The sequence below is a fragment of the Cohaesibacter haloalkalitolerans genome (assembly GCF_003574655.1).
In the GTDB taxonomy this organism is placed as follows: domain Bacteria; phylum Pseudomonadota; class Alphaproteobacteria; order Rhizobiales; family Cohaesibacteraceae; genus Cohaesibacter; species Cohaesibacter haloalkalitolerans.
Genome location: NZ_QNUM01000004.1, coordinates 503,006 through 525,809, shown reverse-complemented (window position 1 = coordinate 525,809; position 22,804 = coordinate 503,006). Strand labels below are relative to the sequence as shown.

The 22,804-nt window shown below is 57.7% G+C and carries 20 protein-coding genes; 9 read left to right on the top strand and 11 right to left on the bottom strand.

The window, feature by feature from the left end; genetic code table 11:
* Positions 1–108 precede the first annotated feature (108 nt).
* Together DSL70_RS12955 and DSL70_RS12950 are read left to right on the top strand one after the other, a co-directional pair.
* Positions 109–654 (top strand): adenine phosphoribosyltransferase, encoded by a 546-nt coding sequence (locus DSL70_RS12955; protein WP_119308324.1) that lies wholly within the window; start codon positions 109–111, stop codon positions 652–654.
* Between the two features lie 186 nt (positions 655–840).
* Entirely contained in the window at positions 841–1,032 is a 192-nt protein-coding gene (locus DSL70_RS12950; protein ID WP_119308323.1) for a YgaP family membrane protein, read from the top strand.
* A gap of 109 nt (positions 1,033–1,141) precedes the next feature.
* On the opposite strand, the gene DSL70_RS12945 is transcribed toward DSL70_RS12950, so the two are convergent.
* Positions 1,142–1,801 (bottom strand): RraA family protein, encoded by a 660-nt coding sequence (locus DSL70_RS12945; RefSeq protein WP_119308322.1) that lies wholly within the window; start codon positions 1,799–1,801, stop codon positions 1,142–1,144.
* A 1-nt stretch (position 1,802) separates the two neighbouring features.
* The gene (locus DSL70_RS12940; protein ID WP_162916666.1) at positions 1,803–2,567 is read right to left on the bottom strand and encodes a FadR/GntR family transcriptional regulator; all 765 of its coding nucleotides are present in this window, start codon (positions 2,565–2,567) and stop codon (positions 1,803–1,805) included.
* Between the two features lie 142 nt (positions 2,568–2,709).
* Here DSL70_RS12940 and DSL70_RS12935 point away from each other — a divergent pair, with 142 nt between their 5' ends.
* The 5 genes from DSL70_RS12935 (at position 2,710) to DSL70_RS12915 (ending at position 8,327) form a co-directional block, all read left to right on the top strand.
* Positions 2,710–3,687: a Bug family tripartite tricarboxylate transporter substrate binding protein gene (locus DSL70_RS12935; RefSeq protein WP_119308320.1), complete on the top strand. Its 978-nt coding sequence runs from the start codon at positions 2,710–2,712 to the stop codon at positions 3,685–3,687.
* A gap of 22 nt (positions 3,688–3,709) precedes the next feature.
* Entirely contained in the window at positions 3,710–4,183 is a 474-nt protein-coding gene (locus DSL70_RS12930) for a tripartite tricarboxylate transporter TctB family protein (RefSeq protein WP_119308319.1), read from the top strand.
* Positions 4,180–5,748: a tripartite tricarboxylate transporter permease gene (locus DSL70_RS12925; RefSeq protein WP_205563247.1), complete on the top strand. Its 1,569-nt coding sequence runs from the start codon at positions 4,180–4,182 to the stop codon at positions 5,746–5,748. The genes DSL70_RS12930 and DSL70_RS12925 overlap by 4 nt, the downstream gene beginning before the upstream one ends.
* Positions 5,749–5,814: 66 nt before the next feature.
* Entirely contained in the window at positions 5,815–6,633 is an 819-nt protein-coding gene (locus DSL70_RS12920; protein ID WP_119308318.1) for an SDR family oxidoreductase, read from the top strand.
* Positions 6,634–6,734: 101 nt separating this feature from the next.
* Positions 6,735–8,327 (top strand): fucose isomerase, encoded by a 1,593-nt coding sequence (locus DSL70_RS12915; RefSeq protein WP_119308317.1) that lies wholly within the window; start codon positions 6,735–6,737, stop codon positions 8,325–8,327.
* 95 nt (positions 8,328–8,422) lie between these two features.
* Here the strand turns inward: DSL70_RS12915 and DSL70_RS12910 are convergent, their stop codons facing one another.
* The 3 genes from DSL70_RS12910 to DSL70_RS12900 are packed head-to-tail and all read right to left on the bottom strand — an operon-like array spanning position 8,423 to position 12,593.
* Positions 8,423–9,952 carry a DHA2 family efflux MFS transporter permease subunit gene (locus tag DSL70_RS12910; protein ID WP_119308316.1) on the bottom strand — a complete coding sequence of 510 codons (1,530 nt, stop codon included), beginning with the start codon at positions 9,950–9,952 and terminating at the stop codon, positions 8,423–8,425.
* Between the two features lie 23 nt (positions 9,953–9,975).
* Positions 9,976–11,142: an HlyD family secretion protein gene (locus DSL70_RS12905; protein ID WP_119308315.1), complete on the bottom strand. Its 1,167-nt coding sequence runs from the start codon at positions 11,140–11,142 to the stop codon at positions 9,976–9,978.
* Between the two features lie 5 nt (positions 11,143–11,147).
* Positions 11,148–12,593 carry an efflux transporter outer membrane subunit gene (locus DSL70_RS12900; RefSeq protein WP_119308314.1) on the bottom strand — a complete coding sequence of 482 codons (1,446 nt, stop codon included), beginning with the start codon at positions 12,591–12,593 and terminating at the stop codon, positions 11,148–11,150.
* 118 nt (positions 12,594–12,711) lie between these two features.
* Between DSL70_RS12900 and DSL70_RS12895 the strand changes: the two genes are divergently transcribed.
* Together DSL70_RS12895 and DSL70_RS12890 are read left to right on the top strand one after the other, a co-directional pair.
* The gene (locus DSL70_RS12895; RefSeq protein ID WP_119308313.1) at positions 12,712–13,326 is read left to right on the top strand and encodes a TetR/AcrR family transcriptional regulator; all 615 of its coding nucleotides are present in this window, start codon (positions 12,712–12,714) and stop codon (positions 13,324–13,326) included.
* Between the two features lie 206 nt (positions 13,327–13,532).
* The gene (locus DSL70_RS12890) at positions 13,533–14,096 is read left to right on the top strand and encodes an NADPH-dependent FMN reductase (protein WP_119308312.1); all 564 of its coding nucleotides are present in this window, start codon (positions 13,533–13,535) and stop codon (positions 14,094–14,096) included.
* A gap of 92 nt (positions 14,097–14,188) precedes the next feature.
* On the opposite strand, the gene ychF is transcribed toward DSL70_RS12890, so the two are convergent.
* From ychF to amt, 6 genes are all read right to left on the bottom strand, one after another.
* A complete protein-coding gene (gene ychF, locus DSL70_RS12885) occupies positions 14,189–15,289 on the bottom strand; it encodes a redox-regulated ATPase YchF (RefSeq protein WP_119308311.1) in 1,101 nt (366 codons plus the stop codon).
* A 2-nt stretch (positions 15,290–15,291) separates the two neighbouring features.
* Positions 15,292–16,062: an aminoacyl-tRNA hydrolase gene (gene pth / locus DSL70_RS12880; RefSeq protein WP_119308310.1), complete on the bottom strand. Its 771-nt coding sequence runs from the start codon at positions 16,060–16,062 to the stop codon at positions 15,292–15,294.
* Positions 16,063–16,112: 50 nt separating this feature from the next.
* Positions 16,113–16,721 carry a 50S ribosomal protein L25/general stress protein Ctc gene (locus tag DSL70_RS12875; protein ID WP_119308309.1) on the bottom strand — a complete coding sequence of 203 codons (609 nt, stop codon included), beginning with the start codon at positions 16,719–16,721 and terminating at the stop codon, positions 16,113–16,115.
* 284 nt (positions 16,722–17,005) lie between these two features.
* Positions 17,006–18,469, bottom strand: a complete 1,464-nt coding sequence (locus tag DSL70_RS12870; RefSeq protein ID WP_119308308.1) for a pyridoxal phosphate-dependent decarboxylase family protein — start codon at positions 18,467–18,469, stop codon at positions 17,006–17,008.
* Between the two features lie 313 nt (positions 18,470–18,782).
* Positions 18,783–19,715: a ribose-phosphate pyrophosphokinase gene (locus tag DSL70_RS12865; RefSeq protein ID WP_119308307.1), complete on the bottom strand. Its 933-nt coding sequence runs from the start codon at positions 19,713–19,715 to the stop codon at positions 18,783–18,785.
* A 332-nt stretch (positions 19,716–20,047) separates the two neighbouring features.
* Positions 20,048–22,393, bottom strand: a complete 2,346-nt coding sequence (amt, locus tag DSL70_RS12860; protein WP_162916664.1) for an ammonium transporter — start codon at positions 22,391–22,393, stop codon at positions 20,048–20,050.
* Between the last annotated feature and the right edge of the window lie 411 nt (positions 22,394–22,804).

Below are 22,804 nucleotides of genomic sequence, written 5' to 3'. Positions count from 1 at the left end.
TTGGCTGCCGTACCCCTGTGAACGCTCAATGTGCAGGTGGGCCGCCAAGCGAACATACTGATGAAAAGTCGTTGCCGTCCAAAGAATGCGAGAAGCGGAGCCTATTGAATGTCCAGCAGTGAAAAAATCGACCTGAAAGATCTGATCCGGTCCATTCCCGACTACCCGAAACGAGGAATCATCTTCAGGGATATCACCAGTCTTATTGCCCATGCGGAAGGGTTTCGTCAGTCCATTCGCGATCTCTGTGCTCCCTATGTTGATCTGCAGATCGACAAGGTGATCGGCATCGAGGCACGCGGCTTCATTTTTGGTGGTGCTATGGCCGACTATCTCGGCGTCGGCTTTGTTCCGATCCGCAAGCAGGGCAAGCTGCCGGGTGCCGTGGTTGCGCAGGACTATTCGCTGGAATACGGCACGGACCGTATCGAGATGCATGCGGATGCGGTGGCGCCGGGTGAGAGGGTAATTCTGGTCGATGACCTGATTGCCACCGGCGGTACGGCGATTGCGGCGATCGAGCTGCTGCAGGGCGTTGGCGGCGAGGTTGTTTCGTCGGCCTTCGTGATCGATCTGCCTGATCTGGGCGGAGCTTCTCTGCTCCGGGAGCGCAATGTCAACGTCCACACGCTGGTTGATTTCGAAGGGCACTGATGGTGTGCCCGGACGGGGGCGAGACATCTGGTTGCGACTTTCTGTGACTTAATGGCGCATTTAGGTGTTTTCCCAGAGGTATGGGGTGGATTTGGGATAGGATGGACCTGTCACAAAACCATGCTTTCGGCGAATGGTCTCAATGCATGGCTTCAACTCATGGTTTCAACTTGATGGAGGTTGCTCATGACCGTCAATGTAGGAAAGCTTGACCGGATATTGCGCGTCATTGTTGGCGTTGTCTTGCTGGCGATTGTCTTTGTCGGGCCGCAGACGCTGTGGGGGCTGCTCGGTATCGTGCCTCTGGCGACCGGCCTGTTCCGCTTCTGCCCGCTCTATCTGCCGTTCGGGATCAATACCTGCGAGCGGTCTGACTGACTGGATGGCGGCTGCGCTTAGGGCGCGATGCAGCTCATGTCGTCAAAAAGAAAAGCCACGCCGGATTGTCGGCGTGGCTTTCTTCTTTTCTATCCTGGGAGGATATGGCTCAGACCGGCCAGATCTGCTGGAGTTTTTCGCCGGCCAGAATGCGGTCGCGAGCGGTGGCTTCCTGTTTGCCCAGGGCATCGGCCTGATCAGCCACGGCCTTGACATGCTCTTTCGGGATCACGACGACACCGTCGATGTCACCGAAAATCACGTCGCCCGGCTTGACGGTCGCCTTGCCGATGGTCAGCGGAACCTGGCTTTTGACGGGTTCTTTCTTGCCTGTTACCCCGATCGGGCTCGGCGCGGTGCCGAACAGCGGATAGCCGAGGGCGCGGACCTGTGCCAGATCGCGAACCGTGCCGTTGACGACGGTGGCAGCTGCCCCTGCGGTCTTGGCGCCGGTGCTCATCAGCTCGCCGGAGCAGGAGCCCGGAGCGCAGGAAGCGTCACAGACCAGAATCGCCCCTTTGGGGGCATTGTCGATGGCGTTGTGATAGACATCCTGAGGTTCGCCCTTGCGGTCGGATGGGGCGAACAGGACGGTTACTGCGGGGCCGCAAACAATCTTGCCCGGTTCCAGAGCGCCCAGCAGGGAAATGCCTTCGAGGCATCCCCAAAGCCCGAGGGCTTCCATGCTGTCGTGAATGTCGCCGGAGTACCATTTTTTCAGACGTTCGATTGCCTCCCAATCCGTATCTGAATAATCGAAGTCAGCCATATCAATCCTCTTCCTTGGCCTGTTTGATGTTGGATTTTTCTATGGCCTGACGAAGATAATTGGCGCTCTTGTCGATTTGTGCTCGGATGAGCTCCACTGCTCCCGCATCATCACTCTTGCGGATCTTCTCAAAAATATCAGCATGCTCGTCATAGGCATTGCTGAGAGATTTGATCGGTACCCGGCTGGTTACGTGGATGACATCGTTGATCAGGCCTGAGAAATTGTCATAGATCCGCATCAGCACCTGGTTGTCGGTTGCATGCACGATGGCCAGATGAAAGGCTGCGTCGGCATTGACAAATGCGGGAAAATCCTTGTCGTCCCGCGCCTTTTTCATGGCAGCGAGCGCTTCCTCGACCCTTGTGTAATCCGGGTTCGGGAGATTGGTCAGGATAATCAGGGATTCGGTCTCGATCATCCGGCGAACAGCCATCAGCTGCAGCAGATAATTGGAGTCGGAGTAGAACTGCTGGCGGACGGTCACCGCGAGGGCGTCGAGATAGTTGTTGACGTCATCGCGCACGACTTCGGTGCGTTCGCCGTGGCGGCGTTGCACCAGTCCCTTGACTTCCAGTTCCTGAATGGCTTCGCGCACGGCCCGGGTGGAAACGCCGAATTCACGCGCGATCGCGCTTTCCGATTCCAGACGGTCCCCGACCTTCAGATCTCCATTGATGATACGGCTTTCGAGCACTGACGATACGACAGAGTGCAACCTGCCGCGTTTCAGCGGGGTCTGGATTGTTTCACCTATTTCAGCCATGCCAGCCATTTGGCCTCCATGAATCTCATCTTTTGGTTATGTTGACAATACTCATGACATGAGTCATAAGTCAAGTGTTATCTATACGCGCCACGGAGGGATCGAGGCACGTATGGGAGGATACTTATGGGAGGTTAAATATATGAGCCCACAATTCAAGCGCATCGTTCGTACATCTGTCGCAGCAATGGCTCTTTGCACAATTGCCGGCAGCGCCTTCGCTGCATGGCCGGAACGTGCCGTCACCATTATCGTGCCATGGTCTGCCGGTGGTGGCACCGATGCCACTGCCCGTATGGTTGCTGCTGATCTGCAGGAACATTTCGGTCAGCCCTTCAACGTCGTCAACCGCACAGGTGGCGGTGGTCTGGTCGGCCATGCCGCAATTGCCAATGCCAAGCCGGATGGCTATACCCTCGGTGTGATCACCATCGAAAGCACGATGTATGAAAGCCAGGGTCTGCCCGGCGTCACGCCAAAAGACTATGATTTCATCGGTCGCTACAATGCCGACGCCATCGGCATCAACGTTTCCACCAAGTCCAGCTATGGTTCCGCCAAGGACCTGATTGATGCGGTCAAGGCAAATCCGGGCAAGATTACCGCTTCGGGCGCCAACCGTGGTGGTCTGTCCCATCTGGCATGGGCCGGTCTTCTGAACACCCTCGACATTGCTCCTGACGCAAGCGTCTGGGTGGCTTCCGACGGCTCAGCTCCTGCCATGCAGCAGATAGCTGCCGGTGCCATTGACGTTGTTTCCACCTCTCCGGCTGAAGCCCGTTCGCTGGTCGAGGCAGGGGAAGTGAAAACGCTGGCCCTGATTTCCGGTGAACGCAGCGAGTTGTTCCCGGACATTCCGTCTACCGACGAAATCTTCGGCATCAAATGGTCGCCAATGCCGTTCCGCGGTCTTGCCGGTCCTGATGGCATGCCCAAGGACGTCATTGAAGCGCTCTCCGGAGCCCTCAAGGGCATTACCGAAGACGCAAAATTCAAGGACTTCATGAAGTCTCGCGGCTTCTCGGTAGCCTATCAGGATGCTGACACCTTCAAGGCAACCGTCATGGCCGACTATGAAGGCCTTGGCAAAACCATGAAAGCTGTCGGACTGGCAAAATAACGCCTCTCGCGGAGAGTATCTCATGAGAATTAGCGACCGGGTCATTGGACCTGTGTTACTGCTCTTCGGAGTGGTGGTGATTTGGGGGGCTTCCGGGCTCCCCACTGTCCCCGGTGTAAGGTTCGGTGCGGACCTGATGCCATCCCTGATCGGCTTCTGTCTGATCGGGCTTGGCCTTTCCATCGCCATCGGAGGCTTTGCCTCCAAGGAACGCGACAGGCTTCTGGACATTTCCGAGTGGAATGTTTCCCTGCACCACAAGCTGGCCGCCATCTGGAGCCTTGGCGGGCTCATTCTGGGCGGTCTGCTGTTTGAAGACATCGGCTTCCCGCTGCTGGGCGTCATCTATATGGCCGTGTTGATGACCTTGATGGGAACCCGTCCCAGAACCACTGCCGCCGTTTCCATTTTTGTGGTGGCCGCGCTCTACATCGGCTTTTCCAAGGGGCTACTGGTGCCTCTACCCGCAGGGCTGCTGGGAGGAATCCTTCCATGATGAGTTTTGACATTCTGGCTTCGGCACTAAGCGTGGTCATGCAGCCTGCCGTGCTGATTGCCATCTTTTTCGGGGCGGTCTATGGCCTGTTCATCGGGGCCTTGCCCGGATTGACGGCGACCATGTCGACCGCGCTGCTTGTCCCCATTACCTTCTATATGGATCCGCTGCCGGCGATTGCCCTCATCGTATCCAGTACGGCGATGGCCATTTCGGCAGGTGATATCCCCGGCACGTTGCTACGTATTCCCGGCACGCCTGCATCGGCTGCCTATACCGATGAATCCTTCCAGATGACCGTGCATGGCAAGGCCAGTCAGGCTTTGTCACTGGGCTTCTTCTTCTCGGCGATGGGGGGGCTGATCGGTGCGACCGTGCTGCTGGTCACTGGGCCGTTGCTGGCGCGGGTTTCGCTCAATTTTTCCAGCTTCGAGTTTTTCTGGCTGGCTGTGCTTGGGCTTCTGACCTGTGCACTGGTGAGCGGCAGCAACATGGCGCGCGGGTTCGTATCGCTGATGTTCGGCCTGCTGATTGCCACGGTCGGCCTCGACGTGACAACCGGCGCGCCCCGTTTCACCTTTGGTCAGTTGGAGCTGATGGGGGGAGTGTCCTTCATTCCCGTCATGATCGGCATGTTTGCCTTCTCCGAGATCCTGCGCGGGTTCACCACCAGCAAGACCGGCGAGCAGTCCATGCCCAACATCGGCAAGATCGTTCCCTTCAAGGGGATTGGCGGCCTGCTGCGCAAATATCCCTTCTCGGCCATTCGCGGCGCAGCTCTTGGTACCTCTGTTGGCGCCTTGCCCGGGGTTGGTGGCGATCTGGCGGCCTGGATTGCCTATGGCATGAGCCGTCGCTTCTCCAAGACGCCGGAGAAATATGGTACAGGCCACCCTGAAGGCCTGATCGAGGCCACATCGTCGAACAATGCAGGACTGTCGAGTGCCTGGATCCCGGCGCTGGTGTTCGGTATCCCCGGTGACGCGGTGACGGCCATTGCGGTTGGCGTGCTGTTCATGAAGGGGGTTGCCCCCGGACCACGTCTGTTCGTTGAAAACCCGACGATGCCGACGGCCATCATCATGACCTTCTTCGTCTCCAACTTGCTGCTGTTTCCGCTTGGCTATGTGGCCATCAAGATTGCCCGGCACGTGCTTTCGATCCCCCGTTCGGTGATCGTGCCGATCATCCTGATCTGCTGCTTCCTTGGCTCCTATGCGGTCAACAACACCCTTTACGGTGTCTGGATCATGCTGATTGCCGGTGTTGTCGGCTATCTGATGGAGCGCAACGGCTTCCCCATTGCGCCGGTCATTCTGGGCCTTGTGCTCGGGCCGGTTCTGGAACGCAACTTCATCATGTCGATGCAGATCACCAACGGCAATTTGCTGGGCTTTTTTGAACGCCCGATCGCCTGCGGGCTGGGACTGCTGATTTGTGCCATCTTCCTGTTCTCGGTGATCAAGTCGGTTCGGCGCTGGTTGAGTGGGGATGCCGAGCGGCGGCGCAAGGCCCTCATTGAAAATGCCAAGGACGTTGCCCAGACACGGTCCGGCGACGCGTGAATGCAAGAACAAATACAGGGCCGATGAAACTGGCGGCCCGAAAGTCAATATCGAAAGGACTACCCAATGTATAATCCGTTTTCCGTTGAAGGGCGCGTTGCCATCGTGACCGGCGGTCTGGGCCAGATCGGGACCCAGCTCTGCACCACGCTTGCCCAGGCTGGCGCCAAGGTTGCCATCTATTCCCGCCGCCCGTTCAGCAAGGAACAGATCGCGGAGAAATTCCCCGGCCTCGAAGACAACATCAAGGTCTATGTTGCCAGCGTCAAGGACAAGGACGCCCTTGAAGCCGCGACCGAACAGTTGATCAAGGATTGGGGCGTGCCCGACATTCTGGTCAACAACGCCGGCATCGACTCCAAGCCTGATGGTGACGCGGACCAGAACGCTCCGTTCGAAGTCTATCCGAAGAAATATTGGGACGACATCATCGAAACCAACCTGACCGGCGTCATGCTGACCTCGCAGGTTGTTGGCTCCAAGATGGCTGAAGCAGGCAAGGGCTCGATCATCAACATCGGCTCTATGTATGGCATGGTCTCCCCGAACCAGGCTCTCTATGCCTATCGTGAAGAACGCGATGGCAAGCCGTTCATCAAGGCCATTTCCTATGCTGCGTCCAAGTCGGGCCTCATCAACATGACCCGTTATCTGGCCACCTACTGGGCCAAGAAGGGCGTTCGCGTGAATCTTGTCACCTATGGCGGCGTGAAAACCGGCTCGTTCGACAAGGAATTCATTGATGCCTTCCTGCAGCGCGTACCGATGGGGCGTCAGGCCAATATCGAGGAGTTCAGCCCGATCATTCACTTCCTCGGCTCTGATGCGTCGTCCTACATGACCGGTGCAAACCTTGTTCTGGATGGTGGCTTCACCAGCTGGTGATTGCGAATAAGCGATAGGTTTTCCGCAAGGGCGGAACGAGACGGGACGCTCGGCGGGATTGCCTGCCGGGTGTCGAGCTATTTGGAGAGGAGGGTCTTGATATGACCAAGATAGCGCTCGTTGTGAGCGGAGATTTGCGTGAAAGTGCCAACACGACCTGCTGGGCAGCCCAGAAGGCCATGGAGGACAAGCTGGCCTCGGTTCTGGCCGGTATGGGGCATGAGCTTTGGCGCGCCCATCCGGTGAAGGCCGAGGGCCACGGGTTCATCTCGTCCCAGCGTGAGGGGATGGATGTGTTTGCCGGGATCGACCCGGAAATGCCGCTGATCGTGGCAGAGGCTGTCTGGCAGTATTCCCACCATGTGTTGCCGGGCCTGACGACCCACAAGGGACCGATCCTGACCGTGGCCAACTGGTCGGGCCAGTATCCGGGGCTGGTCGGCATGCTCAACCTCAATGGTTCCCTGACCAAGGCTGGTGTCAAATATTCAACGCTCTGGAGCAAGGATTTCGAGGATGGCTTCTTCCTTGATGGCCTCAAGAGCTGGCTGGAGACGGGAGAAGTCATTCACGACCAATCCCACGTAAAGTCGTTTGATACCGCTTCTGTTGCCGCCGAGGACAAGGCACTGGCTGGCAGGATTGCTGCCGAATGGCGCAAGGACAAGCTGATCATGGGTGTCTTCGATGAAGGCTGCATGGGCATGTATAATGCACTCATTCCCGATGAGCTGCTGATGCCGATGGGCATCTTCAAGGAACGCATGTCCCAGTCCGCGCTCTACTTCGCGGCGACCCAGGTGCCAGTCGAGGAGGGCAGGGCCGCCTATCAGTGGATGGTCGATAAGGGCATGACCTTCCATCTCGGCTCCGACCCGAAGAGCGAGCTGACAGAGGATCAGGTTATCGACCAGTGCCGGATGTATATCGCTGCGGTACGGCTTGCCGACCAGTTTGGCTGTGCAGCTGTAGGTATCCAGTATCAGCAGGGCCTGAAGGATCTCTGGCCAGCCTCCGACCTCATCGAGGGGATGCTGAACAACTCCGACCGTCCGCCGGTTTCCCGCGCTGACGGCTCGATCATTCGCAATGGCGAGCCGATTGTCCATTTCAACGAGGTCGACGAGTGCGTGGCGCTCGACGCATTGATGATCAACCGGGTGCACAAGGAACTGGGGCAGCCGATCGAGACGACGCTGCATGACATCCGCTGGGGCGACAAGGACGAGGGCGGCACCGTGGACGAGTTTGTCTGGGTGTTCGAGATCTCAGGTGCTGTGCCTCCCGCCCACAACAAGGGCGGCTGGGCCGGTTCGGAAAGCTACCGCCAGACGCCGATGTTCTTCCCGGCCGGTGGTGGTACCATCAAGGGCTATGCCAAGGCGGGTGACATCATCTGGAGCCGCATCTTTGTCGAAGACAACAAGCTGCATCTGGATATCGGCCGCGGCAAGGCCCACGAACTGACGCCAGAAGAATGTGAACGTCGCAGCCGGGCAACCGACTATCCGTGGCCGATCATGAATGCCACGCTCAGCGGGGTTGATCGCGACACCATGATGGGACGGCACAAGGCCAACCACATCCAGGTGGTCTATGCCGATGACGAAGCTGCTGCAAGACGGGCAATCAACATGCGCGCAGCACTTGCCGAAGCGCTCGGTATCAGCGTCTGTCTCTGCGGCGATATCTGATCGCGACGCAATGGCATGATGTGAAAAGCCCGTCCCGGGGATGACCTCTCGGGGCGGGCTTGTTGTTTGCAGTGGCGAGGAACAGGGCCTGGCCGCTAGTGATGATGCTGATGATCCACGATATTGGCGCGGGGAGCGAGCCATGGCAGCAGGGCTGCCAGCCCGAACACCACCGTGATGATGCCGAACATCTCCAAGGTGGAGAGCAGCACGCTCTGATGATAGATCGTGTAGCTGAGGCTGCCGACTGCGGCCTCGTGGGACATGCCGCCCTGCACCATGTCGGCGATGACCCGGTCGGTATTGGGCATCATGTTAACCAGCTCGTTCTGCTTGACGCGGGCGGTGTTCTGCCATTGGGTCTGCACCAGCGAGGTGGCAAAGGCACCGGCGAGGGTCCGCATGAAGTTGGAAAGACCAGCGGCGTTGGCCTGTTCGTGCGGCTCCACGGTTGCCAGCGCCAGGCCTGTGACGGGGACGAAGAACATCACCATGAACGGGCCGGTAAACAGCGTTGGCCATGCCATTTGCAGGAAGGTGACATCGCCGTTGAAGGTCATGCGCCAGGCCATCATGGCCCCGAGGCCGAGAAGTCCGGTCGAGAGGATGATGCGGGCATCGACCACTTCGACAACCTTGCCGACAATGGGGGCCGAGACCATCGCCAGAACGCCCATGATGCCGGTGGCATAGCCAGCCCAGGTGGCTGTGTAGCCCATGTTCTGCTGCAGCCATAGAGGCAGGATCACCACCGAAGCGAAGAAGGCGGCAAAGCCCCCTGCAAAGGTGATGGAGGCCGCCGTAAAGCCCCTGTGGCGGAAGATGCGCAGATCGACAATCGGGTTTTCGTCGGTCAGTTCCCAGATCAGGAAAGCCAGAAAGCCGATCAGCGCAACCGCCCCCAGAATGCAGATTTCCGGTGAGGAGAACCAGTCCTTGTCGCGACCTTCCTCGAGCATCACTTCCAGCGCACCAACCCAGACAATCAACAGTCCCAGACCAACCGCGTCGATCTTGGCCTTGGCTTTCGGATCGGGTTGATGGCGCAGGAAGGCCCAGACCACCAGACCACCGATGATGGCCACTGGCACCTTGATGTGAAAGATCCACTGCCAGCCGTAGCTGTCGCAGATGATACCACCCAGAATCGGCCCGGCAATCGGTCCGATCAGCGTCGTCATGGCCCACAGCACCGAGGCGGCAGTTGCCTTCTCTTTCGGGAAGATCCGCATCAGTAGCATCTGGGATAGTGGCATGATAGGGCCGCCGACCAGACCGAGCAGCACACGCCCGAGAATGAGCGAGTTGAGCGAATTGGCCATGCCGCAGTAAAGGGAGACAAGCGCAAAGGCGAAAAAGCAGAAAATGAAGGTGCGTGCGGCGCCGAATTTCATCGCCAGCCAGCCGGTCAGGGGAACTGTGATGGCCTCGGCCACCGCATAGGAGGTGATGACCCATGTACCCTGTGACATGGACACACCCAACGATCCGGCGATGGTGGGCACCGACACATTCGCAATCGTGCTGTCGAGCACGACCAGAAAGTTGCCGGTGCCGATGGCCAGCGCAGCAATGAGCAGGCTGGCCCCCGTCAGGGGCCGGCTTTTGCTGTCGTCGTTCATCATCTTTTCGTGTCCTCTATGTCCGTCTATTCAGCAACGCGAATGTCGGCTTCCATGGACAGCCCCACTTCCAGCGGGTGGTCTTTCAGCTGTTCCGGGTCGAGAGCGACGCGGACCGGCAGGCGCTGGACGACCTTGATCCAGTTGCCGGTAGCGTTCTGGGCGGGTACCGCGGAGAAGGCCGCGCCTGTACCACCGGAAAAGCCGACAACGGTGCCGTGGAACTCGACGTCGTCGCCATAGAGGTCCGAATGCAGGATCACCGGCTGTCCGGCCTTGACTTTTTCAAGCTGCACTTCCTTGAAGTTGGCATCGACATAGACTTCATTGAGTGGCACGACGACCATCAGGCGCATGCCCGGCTGAACCCGTTCACCAACCTGAACCCGGCGCATGGAGACAACGCCGTCAACTGGTGAGCGGATGATGGTGCGGTCAAGATTGACCTGAGCCTGATCACGTTGGGCTTTGGCGACGAGTACCTGCGGGTTTTCTTCCACGGTGGCACCTTCGATCATGGCGGCGTTGGCCATCTGCTGGCCCTGAGCGGCTTCAAGTCCTGCGCGGGCGGCTGCCAGAGAGGCTTCTGCTGCACCGAGATTGGCTTCGGCATTCTTGAAGGCGGTTTCGGCCATGGTCAGTTCGTCGCCAGAGACGGAGCCGTTTTCAACCAGGGTCTGGCGCCGTTCAAGGTCGATCTTGGCCTTGGCAAAGTTTGCCTCAGCCATTGTGTATTGAGCCTCGGCACGCTGCTGGTCGGCCTTGCGACCCTCGATCTGGGCCAGAAGCGTCTTGTCGGTTGCATTGAGTGCCTTTACGGCACGCAGGGCTTGCTGGTAGCCGGCTTCGGCCTGCTTGAGATGCAGCGCGGCGTCAGTGTCGTCCAGCACCACGAGGACGTCGCCCTTGGCAACATGCTGGGTATCGCTGACGTGCACTTCAGTGACCGGAGCGGCGATCAATGGCGTGATGTTGGCTATGTCGGCGCCGACATAGGCGTTGTCGGTGACCACGTGCTTGGAGCCATAGAGCGTATCATAGGCATAATAGGCGCCGGACACCGCAGCAACGGCGACGAACAGGCCCAGAAACATCGGCCAGCGTTTGCTCTTCTTCGGGGGCACGCTGTTTGGCTCGTCGAAGATCTTCTCGACATTGCTGTCGCGCTTGCTCTCTGCAGAAACTTTACTCATATCGTTCACTTGGTTTTCTCCATTTCGCGGAAGCCTCCACCAAGAGCTCGGACCAACTGTACATCAAGCGCAAAACTCCGCGCTTGCAACGCTGCCGCGGCACCGCGGGCGCCAATCATGGCGTCTTCGGCGGCTAGGACTTCAAGATAGGTTGCAAGGCCGCCTTCATAGCGGTTCTTGACAATGTCGTAGGCATTCTGGGCCGCCTTGACGGCTTTCTGTGTGGCATCGAGGCGTATGGAAAGCTGGCGTTTGCTGACCACCGCGTCGGCCACATCCTTGAGGGCTCTGACGAGAGTCTGGTCATAGGTCGCAACAGCCATTTCCTGGCTGGCTTTCGAGCGGGCGTAACCAGCTCTCAGTCGTCCGCCGTCGAGGATTGGCAGCGACACGGCAGGTCCGATCGAGCCAAGGGTTGCATCCTGCTTCTGCAGCAGATCGAGGCCCAGCGCCTGTCTGCCGATCATCGCCGTCAGGTTGACGTTTGGATAGAAGGTGGCCTTGGCTTCCTCGATCCGCTTGATCGAGGCTTCCGCCCTCAGACGCGCAGCCACTATGTCGGGGCGCCTGCCGAGAAGATCGAGCGGCAATTCTTTCGGCAAGCCATAATAGTGGCCGCCTCTGATCCGCGGGCGCTCGATGGCAAGGCCACGATCCGGCCCTTTGCCGAGAAGGGCAGCCATCTGGTTCTTTGCAAGGGCAATCGCCTCGTCAATTTCCGCAAGACCGGCGATGGTGTTCTGCTGGTTGGACTTGGCCCGCTCCAATGCGCTCTCGTTTTCGAGCTGCTGGTTGTAGCGCGATTGCATCAGCTTCAGGCTGTCATTGCGCACTCGCAGGGCACTTGAAGCGGCATCACGGCTAGCATAAAGCGAGGCGAGCTGGGCATAGGCACCGGCTATGCCGGAGGAGACGGCCAGACGGGCGGCGGCGGCTTCCGCTTCGGCGGCATGTTGTTCACCCTTAGTGGCCGCAAGCGCGGCGCGGTTCTTGCCCCAGAAGTCGATTTCCCAGTTGAAGTTGAGTGTGGCGATGCCGCCGTCGTTCCAGCCTTGTGGCACAAAGGCTTCGTCCATCAGATAGTGATAGCTCTGGCGTTCCTGATCCGCAGAGGCGTGGGCGCCAAGGGTGGGGAACAGGCTCGATCGGGACATGCTGGTCGCGGCTTGGGCCAGCTTGAGGCGGGCTTCGGCCAACCGGATGTCATTGGCCTCGGCCAACCCTTCCTGCATCAACTGATCGAGCTGTCTGTCCCTGTAGACTTCCCACCAGTGATCGGAGGGCCACTGGGCGGTTGAGGCGTGAAAGGACTTTCCAGTCTGATAGGCGCTGACGGGCTTGAGTTCGGAAAGCGGGGTGTCTTTTGGGGGGATGGCGCAGCCAGCCAGCAGGCAAAGAATGCCAACGGCCATAGGCGTGGAGCGTCGTTTCTTCAGATGGAAAAGCGGCATGGTTGGGAGGTCCAGTCTAAGTGAGGCGGTAAACCGTACAGTTCGTTTTAGTTATATTCTTGTCTTGCAACAGTCAAGCTAAAACTGTACTGTGGTGTTCACTTAAGGAGTGTGTCGCATGCGGGTCAAAACGGATGAGAAAAGGCAGGAGATTCTGCGGGTAGCCGCCAAAATCTTCGGCCAGAACGGCTATCACGGTGCCAGTATGGCCGCCATTTCGGCTGAGCTGGGCGGATCGAAAGCTACACTTTATAGTTACTTTAGCTCTAAGGAAGAGCTGTTTGCTGCTGTCCTGATGCAGTCTCTCGATGAGAGGGGGCAGGAGGTGTTTCTGGTCCTCGAAGAAAATGCGGATGCGGAACTGACCGAACTTCTGCGAAACTTTGGCCGCAACTATCTGGAGTTCATCACCAACGAGGAAGTGTTTGCGCTGTTTCGTAGTGCCGTCTCAGAGGAATTCTCAGGCAAGCTGTCGCAGGAGATCTACAAGAACGGTCAGGTTAGAGGGTGGGCTGAGGTGGAGGCCTATCTTGCCGACAAGATAAATCGGGGGTTGCTTGCCGGGCCATCTGCCAAGATCCTCAGTCTGCATCTCAAGGGGCTTCTTGAGTGTGGCATCGCCGAGCCGATCATGTATCGCTGTCCACCCTATCTGGAGTTTGACGAGGCCGTTGATACGGCCGTGGCGGCCTTCATGCGGGCCTATGGATGCGAGCCACAGGCACAGATCTGAGGCTTCTTGTCATTGAGTGCGAAGCCGTCTGAGTCAATCGGCTCACCAATGAAAATATTTCATGGCAGGCATGGGGTCCTTGGAACTTCCGGGCCTTTGAACCGTTGGTTCCAAGACCCCACATAAAGATCAACAAACGGTTCATCGCCCGTTACGAGTCGAATGGGCGTCGCTTATTGAGACTTTTTGAATTTCAGGAGAGTGCCATGAAAGACCAATATGATATTGCAGTGATTGTCGGCAGCTTGAGAAAGGCTTCCATCAACCGCAAGGTTGCCAACGCCATCGTCAATCTTGCGCCGGACAATCTGTCCTTCCGTTTCGTCGAGGTTGGCAATCTGCCCTTCTACAACACGGACCTTGATGACGAGAATGCACCGGAAGAATGGAAAGCTTTCCGCGCTTCCATGGCGCCAGCTGATGGTGTGCTCTTTGTAACCCCAGAGTTTAACCGGTCTGTTCCTGCGCCGATCAAGAATGCGCTTGATGTGGGCTCGCGTCCTTATGGCCAAAACGTCTGGGCTGGCAAGTCTGCCGGTGTGGTTTCCGGCTCGCTGGGTGGGATCGGCGGCTTCGGTGCCAACCATCACCTGCGCCAGTCACTGACGTTCCTCGATATGCCCACCATGCAGCAGCCCGAAGCCTACATCGGGACCTTTGGGGATCTGTTTGATGAAAACGACCAGATCACCAAGGACGGAACGCGCGACTTCCTTGCCAAGTTCGCGTCTGCTTTCGCCGACTGGGTGGCCCTGCATTCGAAGGATTGAGGCTTCGCATCCCTTTCTTGCTGATGGCTCAACAAAAAAGCCTGCCCGGGTCGACCGGGCAGGCTTTTTCATGTCGGTTGCGGGCAGGGCGCCTAGGTGTTGAATTTGAACAGCATGACGTCGCCGTCCTGCACGACATATTCCTTGCCTTCGTCGCGGGCCTTTCCGGCTTCCTTGGCTGCAGTTTCGCCGCCGAGCGTGACATAGTCGTTGTAGGCAATCGTCTGGGCGCGAATGAAGCCGCGCTCGAAGTCGGTGTGGATGACACCGGCAGCCTGTGGGGCCTTGCAGCCGCGGGTCACGGTCCAGGCGCGGGTTTCTTTCGGGCCTGCAGTGAAATAGGTGATCAGGTGCAAGAGGTCGTAGCCTGCACGGATCATGCGATCAAGGCCTGGCTCTTCAAGGCTGAGGGTTTCGAGAAACTCTGCCTGCTCGTCGGCGTCAAGCTGGGAGATTTCAGCCTCGATGGCGGCCGAGATCACGACAGCGCCCGCACCCTGCTTCTCAGCCATTTCTTCAACAGCCTTCGAGAATTTGTTGCCGGTGGCTGCGCTTTCCTCGTCGACGTTGCAGATGTAGAGAACCGGCTTGGTCGTCAGCAGGTTGAGGCCGTTGACAGCCTTGCGCTCCTCATCATCGGCAACCTCGAGCATCCGGCCGGGCTTGCCATCGTGCAGCAACTCCAACAGGCGGTCCATCAGGGCTGCCTGTAGCTTGGCATCCTTGTCACCGGTCTGGCCGCGCTTGCGCAGGTTGGCGACTCGGCGCTCAAGGCTTTCCATATCCGAGATCATCAATTCGGTTTCAACGGTTTCTGCATCGGTCACCGGATCGATCTTGCCTTCGACATGGGTGATGTCATCATCTTCAAAGCAGCGCAGCACATGCACGATGGCGTCCACTTCGCGAATGTTGGCCAGAAACTGGTTGCCCAGACCCTCGCCCTTGGAGGCGCCGCGCACCAGACCGGCGATGTCGACAAAGGTCAGGCGCGTCGGGATCAGTTCCTTGGAGCCGGCAATCTTGGCAATGGCATCCATGCGCGGATCCGGCACGGCAACGTCACCGGTGTTCGGCTCGATGGTGCAGAAGGGATAGTTGGCAGCCTGCGCTGCCGCGGTTTTTGTCAAGGCATTGAAAAGAGTGGATTTGCCGACGTTTGGCAGCCCCACGATCCCGCATTTGAAGCCCATTGCTATTCATCCTTGTTTCTGGTGACCAGACGCTTGAGCGCCTCGGCCATCGCATTCTTGGGGGTCTCCGGTGTTTCTCCGGAGTGGGCGCTGCTGCTGCCCCTGTTGCTGCTGTCCGAGCTGCCGGACGCGGCTTTCTCCCCGGGGCGGGGCGGTTTGCCGTCGGCGCTTGCGGACTGTGGTTTCGATTTCTTGTGACCGTTCACCGGCGGAGCGACATGCTGATTGAAGTCTGTCATGAAGCGGCCGAGATCGTGGTCGAGCATGCTTGGCACGGTGCGGGCGATGGCATCCAGAACCGGCTCAAGCCACTCCCTGTCGGCCTTGGCAAAGTCGCCCAAAACCCACTGGGTCACGCGGTCCCGGCCCGGATGGCCGATGCCCAGCCTGACGCGGTGGAAGTTGTTGCCGATATGAGCGCCCGTGGACCTCAGGCCATTGTGTCCGGCAACACCGCCGCCCAGCTTTGCCTTGACCTTGCCGGGGTTGAGGTCGAGTTCATCGTGATAGACAAACACATCCTCAGGCGGGATCTTGTAGAAGCGGCAAGCTTCCGAGATCGCGCGACCGGATTCGTTCATATAGGTGGCTGGCTTGAGCAGGAGGACCTTGTGCGGGCCGATCTGGCCTTCGCTGATTTCGCCCTGAAACTTGCGGCGCCAGGGGCCGAACTTATGCTGACGGGCAATCTCGTCGATCACCATGAAACCGATATTGTGGCGGTTGCCAGCATATTGGGGTCCGGGATTGCCAAGTCCGACAAGCAGATACATGGTGAAACCTCCCGAACCCCGAATTTGTGGGTCTGAACAATCAGGACCGATTATTCAGCGTCTGCTTCTGCTTCGCCTTCAACTGGCTCGTTGAAGCCTGCCGGTGCGGCGATGGTAGCAATGGTGAAGTCGCGATCGGTGATCGTCGGGGTAACGCCAGCCGGCAGGGTGATTGCCGAGATGTGGATGGAGTCGCCGAGATCTGCGTCCTTCAGGTCGAATACGAAGGATTCCGGAATAGCGGTTGCCGGGCATTCGACTTCGACTTCGCGACGTACGATGTTGAGGGCGCCACCGCGTTTCAGACCCGGGCAGCCTTCTTCGTTGATGAATTCAACAGGAACACCAACGGTGATCATGGTACTGCTGGAAACGCGCAGGAAGTCGACATGAAGCGGGAAGTCACGAACAACGTCGAGCTGGTAGTCGCGCGGGATCACCTGAATCTTTTCGCCGTCAACGTCAACGGTGATGATGTGGGTCAGAAAGCCGCCTTTCTGGATCTGCAGGGTTGTTTCCTTGTAGGGAATTGCCACAGAGATCGGGTCTTTCTTGTCGCCATAGATGACTGCAGGGATCTTGCCTTCGCGACGCAGGGCACGAGCGGACCCCTTACCGGCTCGGTCACGGCGTTCTGCTTTGAACTCAAAGTTAGCCATTGGATATACTCCTGAAAATAGAAAAAAGGCCGATCATTCGGCCCCGGTGCTGCAACTCCTCCAAGGGTGTAGAGGCAGCTGGAGGGCTTATAAGACATCAATTGGCCATTGGCAAGCGGGGGCAAGGCAGAAATCTGCGATTTTTCGCGACAGGCGCGGGCTTCCTTTCCGCTTTGGTTCGTCTGGTCTGGATTCCACGCATAATTTAGGTGGATTCCAGACTACGGAGGGGCTGTGTTGCGTCGAGAATGCGCGAATGGCTCATGCGTTGAGCTAGGTGCTCGCTAGGAGGCCAACTGATCGCCGATACGCAAGACCTCGTCTACCAGCAGGTCAAGGTCTTCATATCTTGTTCGGTGGTTGCAAATGGCAATCCGCAGGCAATGATGTCCCTCGACAGTTGTGTCGGAAAACGCTGCGATGCCACTTTCCTGCATTTGCAGCATGATTTCCATATTCAATTCACGTAGTTCAGCCTCTGTCCCTGCCGGACGGACATAACGAAAGCACACGATATTGATCGTGGTGGGGGCCATCAGGTGCAGTTGGTCCGTGTTGCCGATCAATCGACTGAGATAATGCGCCTGTGCAATGTTCTGATCGATCAGCCGGCCGAATTTCTCAACACCCTGCTCCTTGATGGCGAGCCACACTTTCAAGGCGCGGAAGGCCCGCGAAGTTTGCAGATTGTAGTCATGGAGATATTCGGCTGCCGCGATCCCTCGGGGCTTGTTCTCAAGATATTCTGGATGCAAGGCGAAGGTGTTGCGATGGGTGTTGGCGTCGCGGATAAGGGCGCAGCCTGCTTCAAATGGCACATGCAGCCATTTGTGGGGATCAAGGGCGAGGGAATCCGCCTTTTCAATGCCATTGACGAGCTGGTGGTTCTTCGGTGCTATGGCAACAAGCGCACCGATACAACCATCGACGTGAAACCAGAGCTGTTCGTCCTTGCAAAGGGCTGCTATGGAGGGCAGGTCATCAATGGCACCCGTGTTGACAGTTCCTGCCGTTGCAATCACGCAGGCCGGAAGGTGTCCGGCGGACCGGTCTTCTGAGATCATTTTCTTGAGTGCGCTGATATTGATAGTGAAATCCGGATATGATGGAACGCGCCTCAGGGCATTGTTGCCCATTCCCAGAAGTTCGACAGCCTGCTGATGACAACTGTGGACCTGATCCGATGCGTAAAACCGCAGCTGTTTCGGTAGCGCGGTAATCCCCTCCGCCCTAACATCGATGCCTGCCATCGCATTGCGTGCCGTGGTTAGGCCGATGATGTTGGCCATGGAGCCACCACTGACGAGTGTACCGCTGGCGCTCTCTGGGAAACCCATCATCTGCTTGAGCCAATTGACGACCTGTCGATCAATGAGTGCCGCGGAGGTATTGCCCGCTCCCAAGTTGGACCCGTCAACGGAGGCCAGAAACTCGGCTAACGCGCCGGTAAAGCTGCCGGAGCCCATAAACCACATCCAGAAGCGGGGATGAATGTTGCCCATGGAGTAGGGTAGCAGGGTTTCTTTCAGCTCGGCATAAATGTCTGAAAGGGGTTTGGGCTGCAAAGGGGCTGGTTGGGTGAAGGATACTCGAACGTCCGCAGGCATTTCCTGCCAGACCGGTCTGGTTCGAACGTCTTTGATATGAGCAACGGCGTCGTCGACAATATGATGTGCCAGGTCTTGAAGTGCTTTCCAGTCAAGCGGATCGAGGGTTTCTTCAAGTGTATCCATCTTCTGATTACTCATCGTTGTCTCCCTATGGTCGTTGCATCACTCCGTATTGGTAAATTTACTTAATTTTGCCCAGTATATGCATTTTGTGCGCAATGTCGATAGATCTACGGACGGGCAAGGAGCGGGGGTGCAGGCCGAGACCACGTTTCATGGCCGCCGGCGAAAGGGCTCGTTATAGCGGCAAAAGAAAACAAAAGCCCGCAGCGTTGGGGAACGTTGCGGGCTTGTTTTGTTTCGGGCTGTCGGTGGGGTGCCGGGCAAACCACCTGTGGCCCTTTGACTTGAGCGTCTTGCCTCTTCCGCAGATCTTTGCGGGGCAAAGGCCTTAGTCGAACAGGGATGAGACCGACTGTTCGTTGGCCGTGCGGGAGATGGCTTCGCCGAGCAGGTTGGCGACGCTCAGAACGCGGATGTTGTGGGCGTTCAGAACCGCTTCGGTCGGCTCGATGGAATCGGTGATCACCAGTTCACGCAGTTTGGAGGAGGTGATGCGGGCAACTGCGCCACCGGACAGAACGCCGTGGGTGATGTAGGCGGTCACGGATGCCGCGCCCTTGTTGATCAGTGCTTCGGCCGCGTTGCACAGGGTGCCGCCGGAATCGATGATGTCATCGACCAGCACGCAGTTGCGGCCCGATACGTCGCCGATGATGTTCATCACTTCGGATTCGCCTGCGCGTTCACGGCGCTTGTCGACGATGGAGAGCGGGGCGCCGATGCGTTTTGCCAATGCGCGGGCACGGACCACGCCGCCGACGTCGGGAGAGACGACCATGACGTCTTCGACTTCGTTGCGTTCGAGAATGTCACGCGAGAAGACGGGAGCGGCATAGAGGTTGTCCGTCGGGATGTCGAAGAAGCCCTGAATCTGGGCTGCATGCAGGTCGAGCGTCAGAACGCGATCGGCTCCGGCGTTGGAGATCAGGTTGGCAACCAGCTTGGCCGAAATCGGCGTTCTGGGACCCGGTTTGCGGTCCTGACGCGCATAACCGAAATAGGGGACCACTGCAGTGATGCGACGAGCCGAAGCACGGCGCAGAGCGTCGATCAGGATCAGCAGTTCCATCAGATGGTCGTTTGCGGGGTAGGAGGTGGGCTGAACCACGAAGACATCCTGACCACGTACATTTTCGTGGACCTCGATGAAGATTTCCTGATCCGCAAATCGTCTTACGGAAACGTCGCTGATTTCAATGCCGAGATAATCGGCAATGCGTTTTGTGAGAGTCGGATTGGAATTGCCGGCGAGAAGTTTCATGAACCTTGTGCCCTGTCGCTTCGCAAGATTGGGGGAGCCGTTGGTCGGGGGGTTGGCTCCTATGCGCCCCTATTGATCAATCTTCTTTTCAACGATTGAAAGCTTCAACGGTTGAAAAACTGATCGATAGAAATTGAATGGAGTGGATGCCGCGTTCCTGGAGGATGCGAAATAGTCTACGGGCCTTGTAAACAAGGAACCCCCATATTGTAAAGTTTATGTGACGTGCATCCGTGCATTTTTTTCAGAAAAGTCGCTCAAAAAAACACCACCCGGCCCTGATGGCGCCGGGTGCTATAGAAAAGTCTTAAGCCTTTCTGTTCGGAAGGGCTCTATACCTTGAATTCCGCGACCGACTGCACGAGGCTCTGCGACACGGTCTTGAGCGATTTTGCCCGGTCTCTTGTCTGGCTGGCATTGGTTTCGCCGCTTCTGGCCCGTTCGTTGAGGATCAGGCTGGTCTCCGACAGGCCGGACGATGCGGAGGACATGTCGGTGGCCGCCATCGAGATCTCGCCAATGCCCGTCGACAGGCCGGTGATCCGCTGCGCCATGGTCTCGGCCATGCTGCTGATGTGCGACGTACTCTGGGCAATGTTGGAGGTCGAAAGGCTCTGCTGGTGAGTCGTCTCGCGGATGGTTTCCACGCCTTCCCGAATGGCCAGAATGATCTTGGAAACCTCGTCGATGCCAGTCTGGGCACTGTTCGAGCCATTCTGGATGCGCGTGACCTTGGCCTGAATTTCCTCGACTGCCTTGGACGTCTGGACCGCCAGCTGTTTGACTTCATCGGCGACGACGGCAAAGCCCTTGCCAGCATCTCCGGCGCGTGAGGCCTCGATGGTGGCGTTGAGGGCCAGCAGGTTGGTCTGATTGGCCACGCTCATGATGAACTGGACGACGACGTCGATCTCTCTGGAGGCAGCAACCAGCGCCTCCATCGTCCGGTTGGCGTTTTCCGACAGGTTCGCTGCCTTCAGCGAGATTTCCGAGGCATTGTCGGCGTTGGAGGCAATGGCCTGAACGGAATGGGCAAGGTCGCCAACTGTCGTAGATACCTCGCGGATCTCGTCCGACATGTTTCTGGCAGAAGTGACGATCTCCTCACCGTAACGTGCCATCTGGCCGGAGATGTCCTTGGTCGAGCCGATGCGGGTTTCCACGCCGGAGACCACATTGTGCATGCTGCTGGAATGGCTGGCCAGCATCTGCGAGTTGCTGGTGAATTCCTGCGAGATCTCGACCAGATTCTGTGAGGTCTCATCGACGGCCACCGCCTGCTTCGAGATTTCGGAGACGAGGTGATGGACCTTGTTGACGAAAGGGTTGATCACCTGGGCCAGTTCGCCCATTTCATCCCCCGAGGTTTCGTCGAAGCGGCTGGTCAGGTCGCAGGTGCCTTCTGTCATCTCGATGAGCTTGCGCTGCAATTCGCCGGTGCCAAGGGATGCGCCATGTTCGGCGATGTTGAGGCCCTGCAGTTCGTCTTCGACGCTGACGCGCAGACCGACAACCAGATCGATGAGCTTGAACATGACGAAAGCCATGGAAAAGGCCCAGCAGAAGCAGATGAGAACGGCTTGGCCCTGCACGAGGAACTGATCAAGGCGCGAGCCTGCGGCCAGCTTGCTGTCGATCGCAAAGGGAGCCACGAGCAGGGTGCCGAGGGCACCGCCCACGCCATGAACCGAAACGGCGCCGACAACATCGTCCAGTCTCAGCCTGTGGGCGATGAAATCCTCGGCGACGCAGACGCTGATGCCAGCGATGATGCCGATGGCGACGGCGCCGTGGGGATTGACAGCGTCGCAGCCAGCGGTGATGGCGACCAGCGCGCCGAGCATGCCGTTGATGGAGCGGCTCGGCTCAAAGACGTCGTCCACGACCCAGCCAAACAGGAAGCCGACAGTGCCGCCGAAGACGGCTGCGAGCAGCGTATTGGCAACGATGCGGGCGAAATCCGGAGTGCCGGCCGTGGTGGAGCCGCCGTTGAAACCGATCCAGCCAAACAGCAGGATGATGGCACCGGCCGAGGCCAGCACGATGGAATAGCCCTGAATCTTGTTGACCGAACCGTCCTTGTTGAACCGTCCAAGGCGCGGCCCGATGATGATGATGCCAGCCAGCGCAACCCATGCGCCGACAGAGTGGACCACAGTCGATCCGGCAAAATCGATGAAGCCCTTGTCGGCCAGCCAGGCGGTATTGTCGCCTTCAAGCAGGTTGCCCCAGGCCCAGTGGCCAAAGACCGGATAGATGATCATGGAAATGAGCACGGAGCTGGCCAGATAGCCGGTAAAGGTCATGCGCTCGGCAACGGCCCCCGAAACGATGGTGGCCGAGGTGCCGACGAACACGGCCTGAAAGACGAAGAATGTGTAATTCCAGTCCGGGAAGGAGTCCCAGGCAAACAGGCTGGTTTCCCAACCGACCCAGCCGCCCAGGCTGGCGCCGAACATCAGTCCAAAGCCGATGAGATAGAACAGGGAGACCGAAATCAGAAGATCGAGGATGTTTTTCTGGGCAACGTTGATGGAGTTCTTGGATCGCACCATGCCGCCTTCCAGCAGCAGGAAGCCGACCTGCATCAGCAGCACCAGAGCCGCTGCTGTCATGGTCCAGATATGGTTTGAGTTGATCTGCTGGGCTTCAATGCCACGGGCGATCTGGTTCTCCAACTCGGCTATGCGTGCTTCAAGGGCGGGATCGGCAAAAGCGGAATTTGCTGAGAATAAACAAGTAACAAATAATAGCGTTATACTACTTACGTGAACAAGATTTATTAGACTGCGTTTGAATAGGAAGAAGTATTTCATTATTCCAGTCCCCTAGGAAATTTATCTATTTTGGGGAATGGTATTTTTGTTGTTTTGAATTGTAGTTAATAATTTTTATATCGACAATAACGAGGCGTTTTGTCGCATATTGTGAAGATAAAAATGAAAAATAAATTTGAAAAATTCTAAATTGTTGGATTGTTGTTTAGGTATATATGGCAATGTTGCCTATATATTGTTCAGTTTGCTGAAAAAATATGCAGAACTTCTTGCGTTACTTGAAGGAAAAAGCCGTGCTCTGCTTGTTGAGCA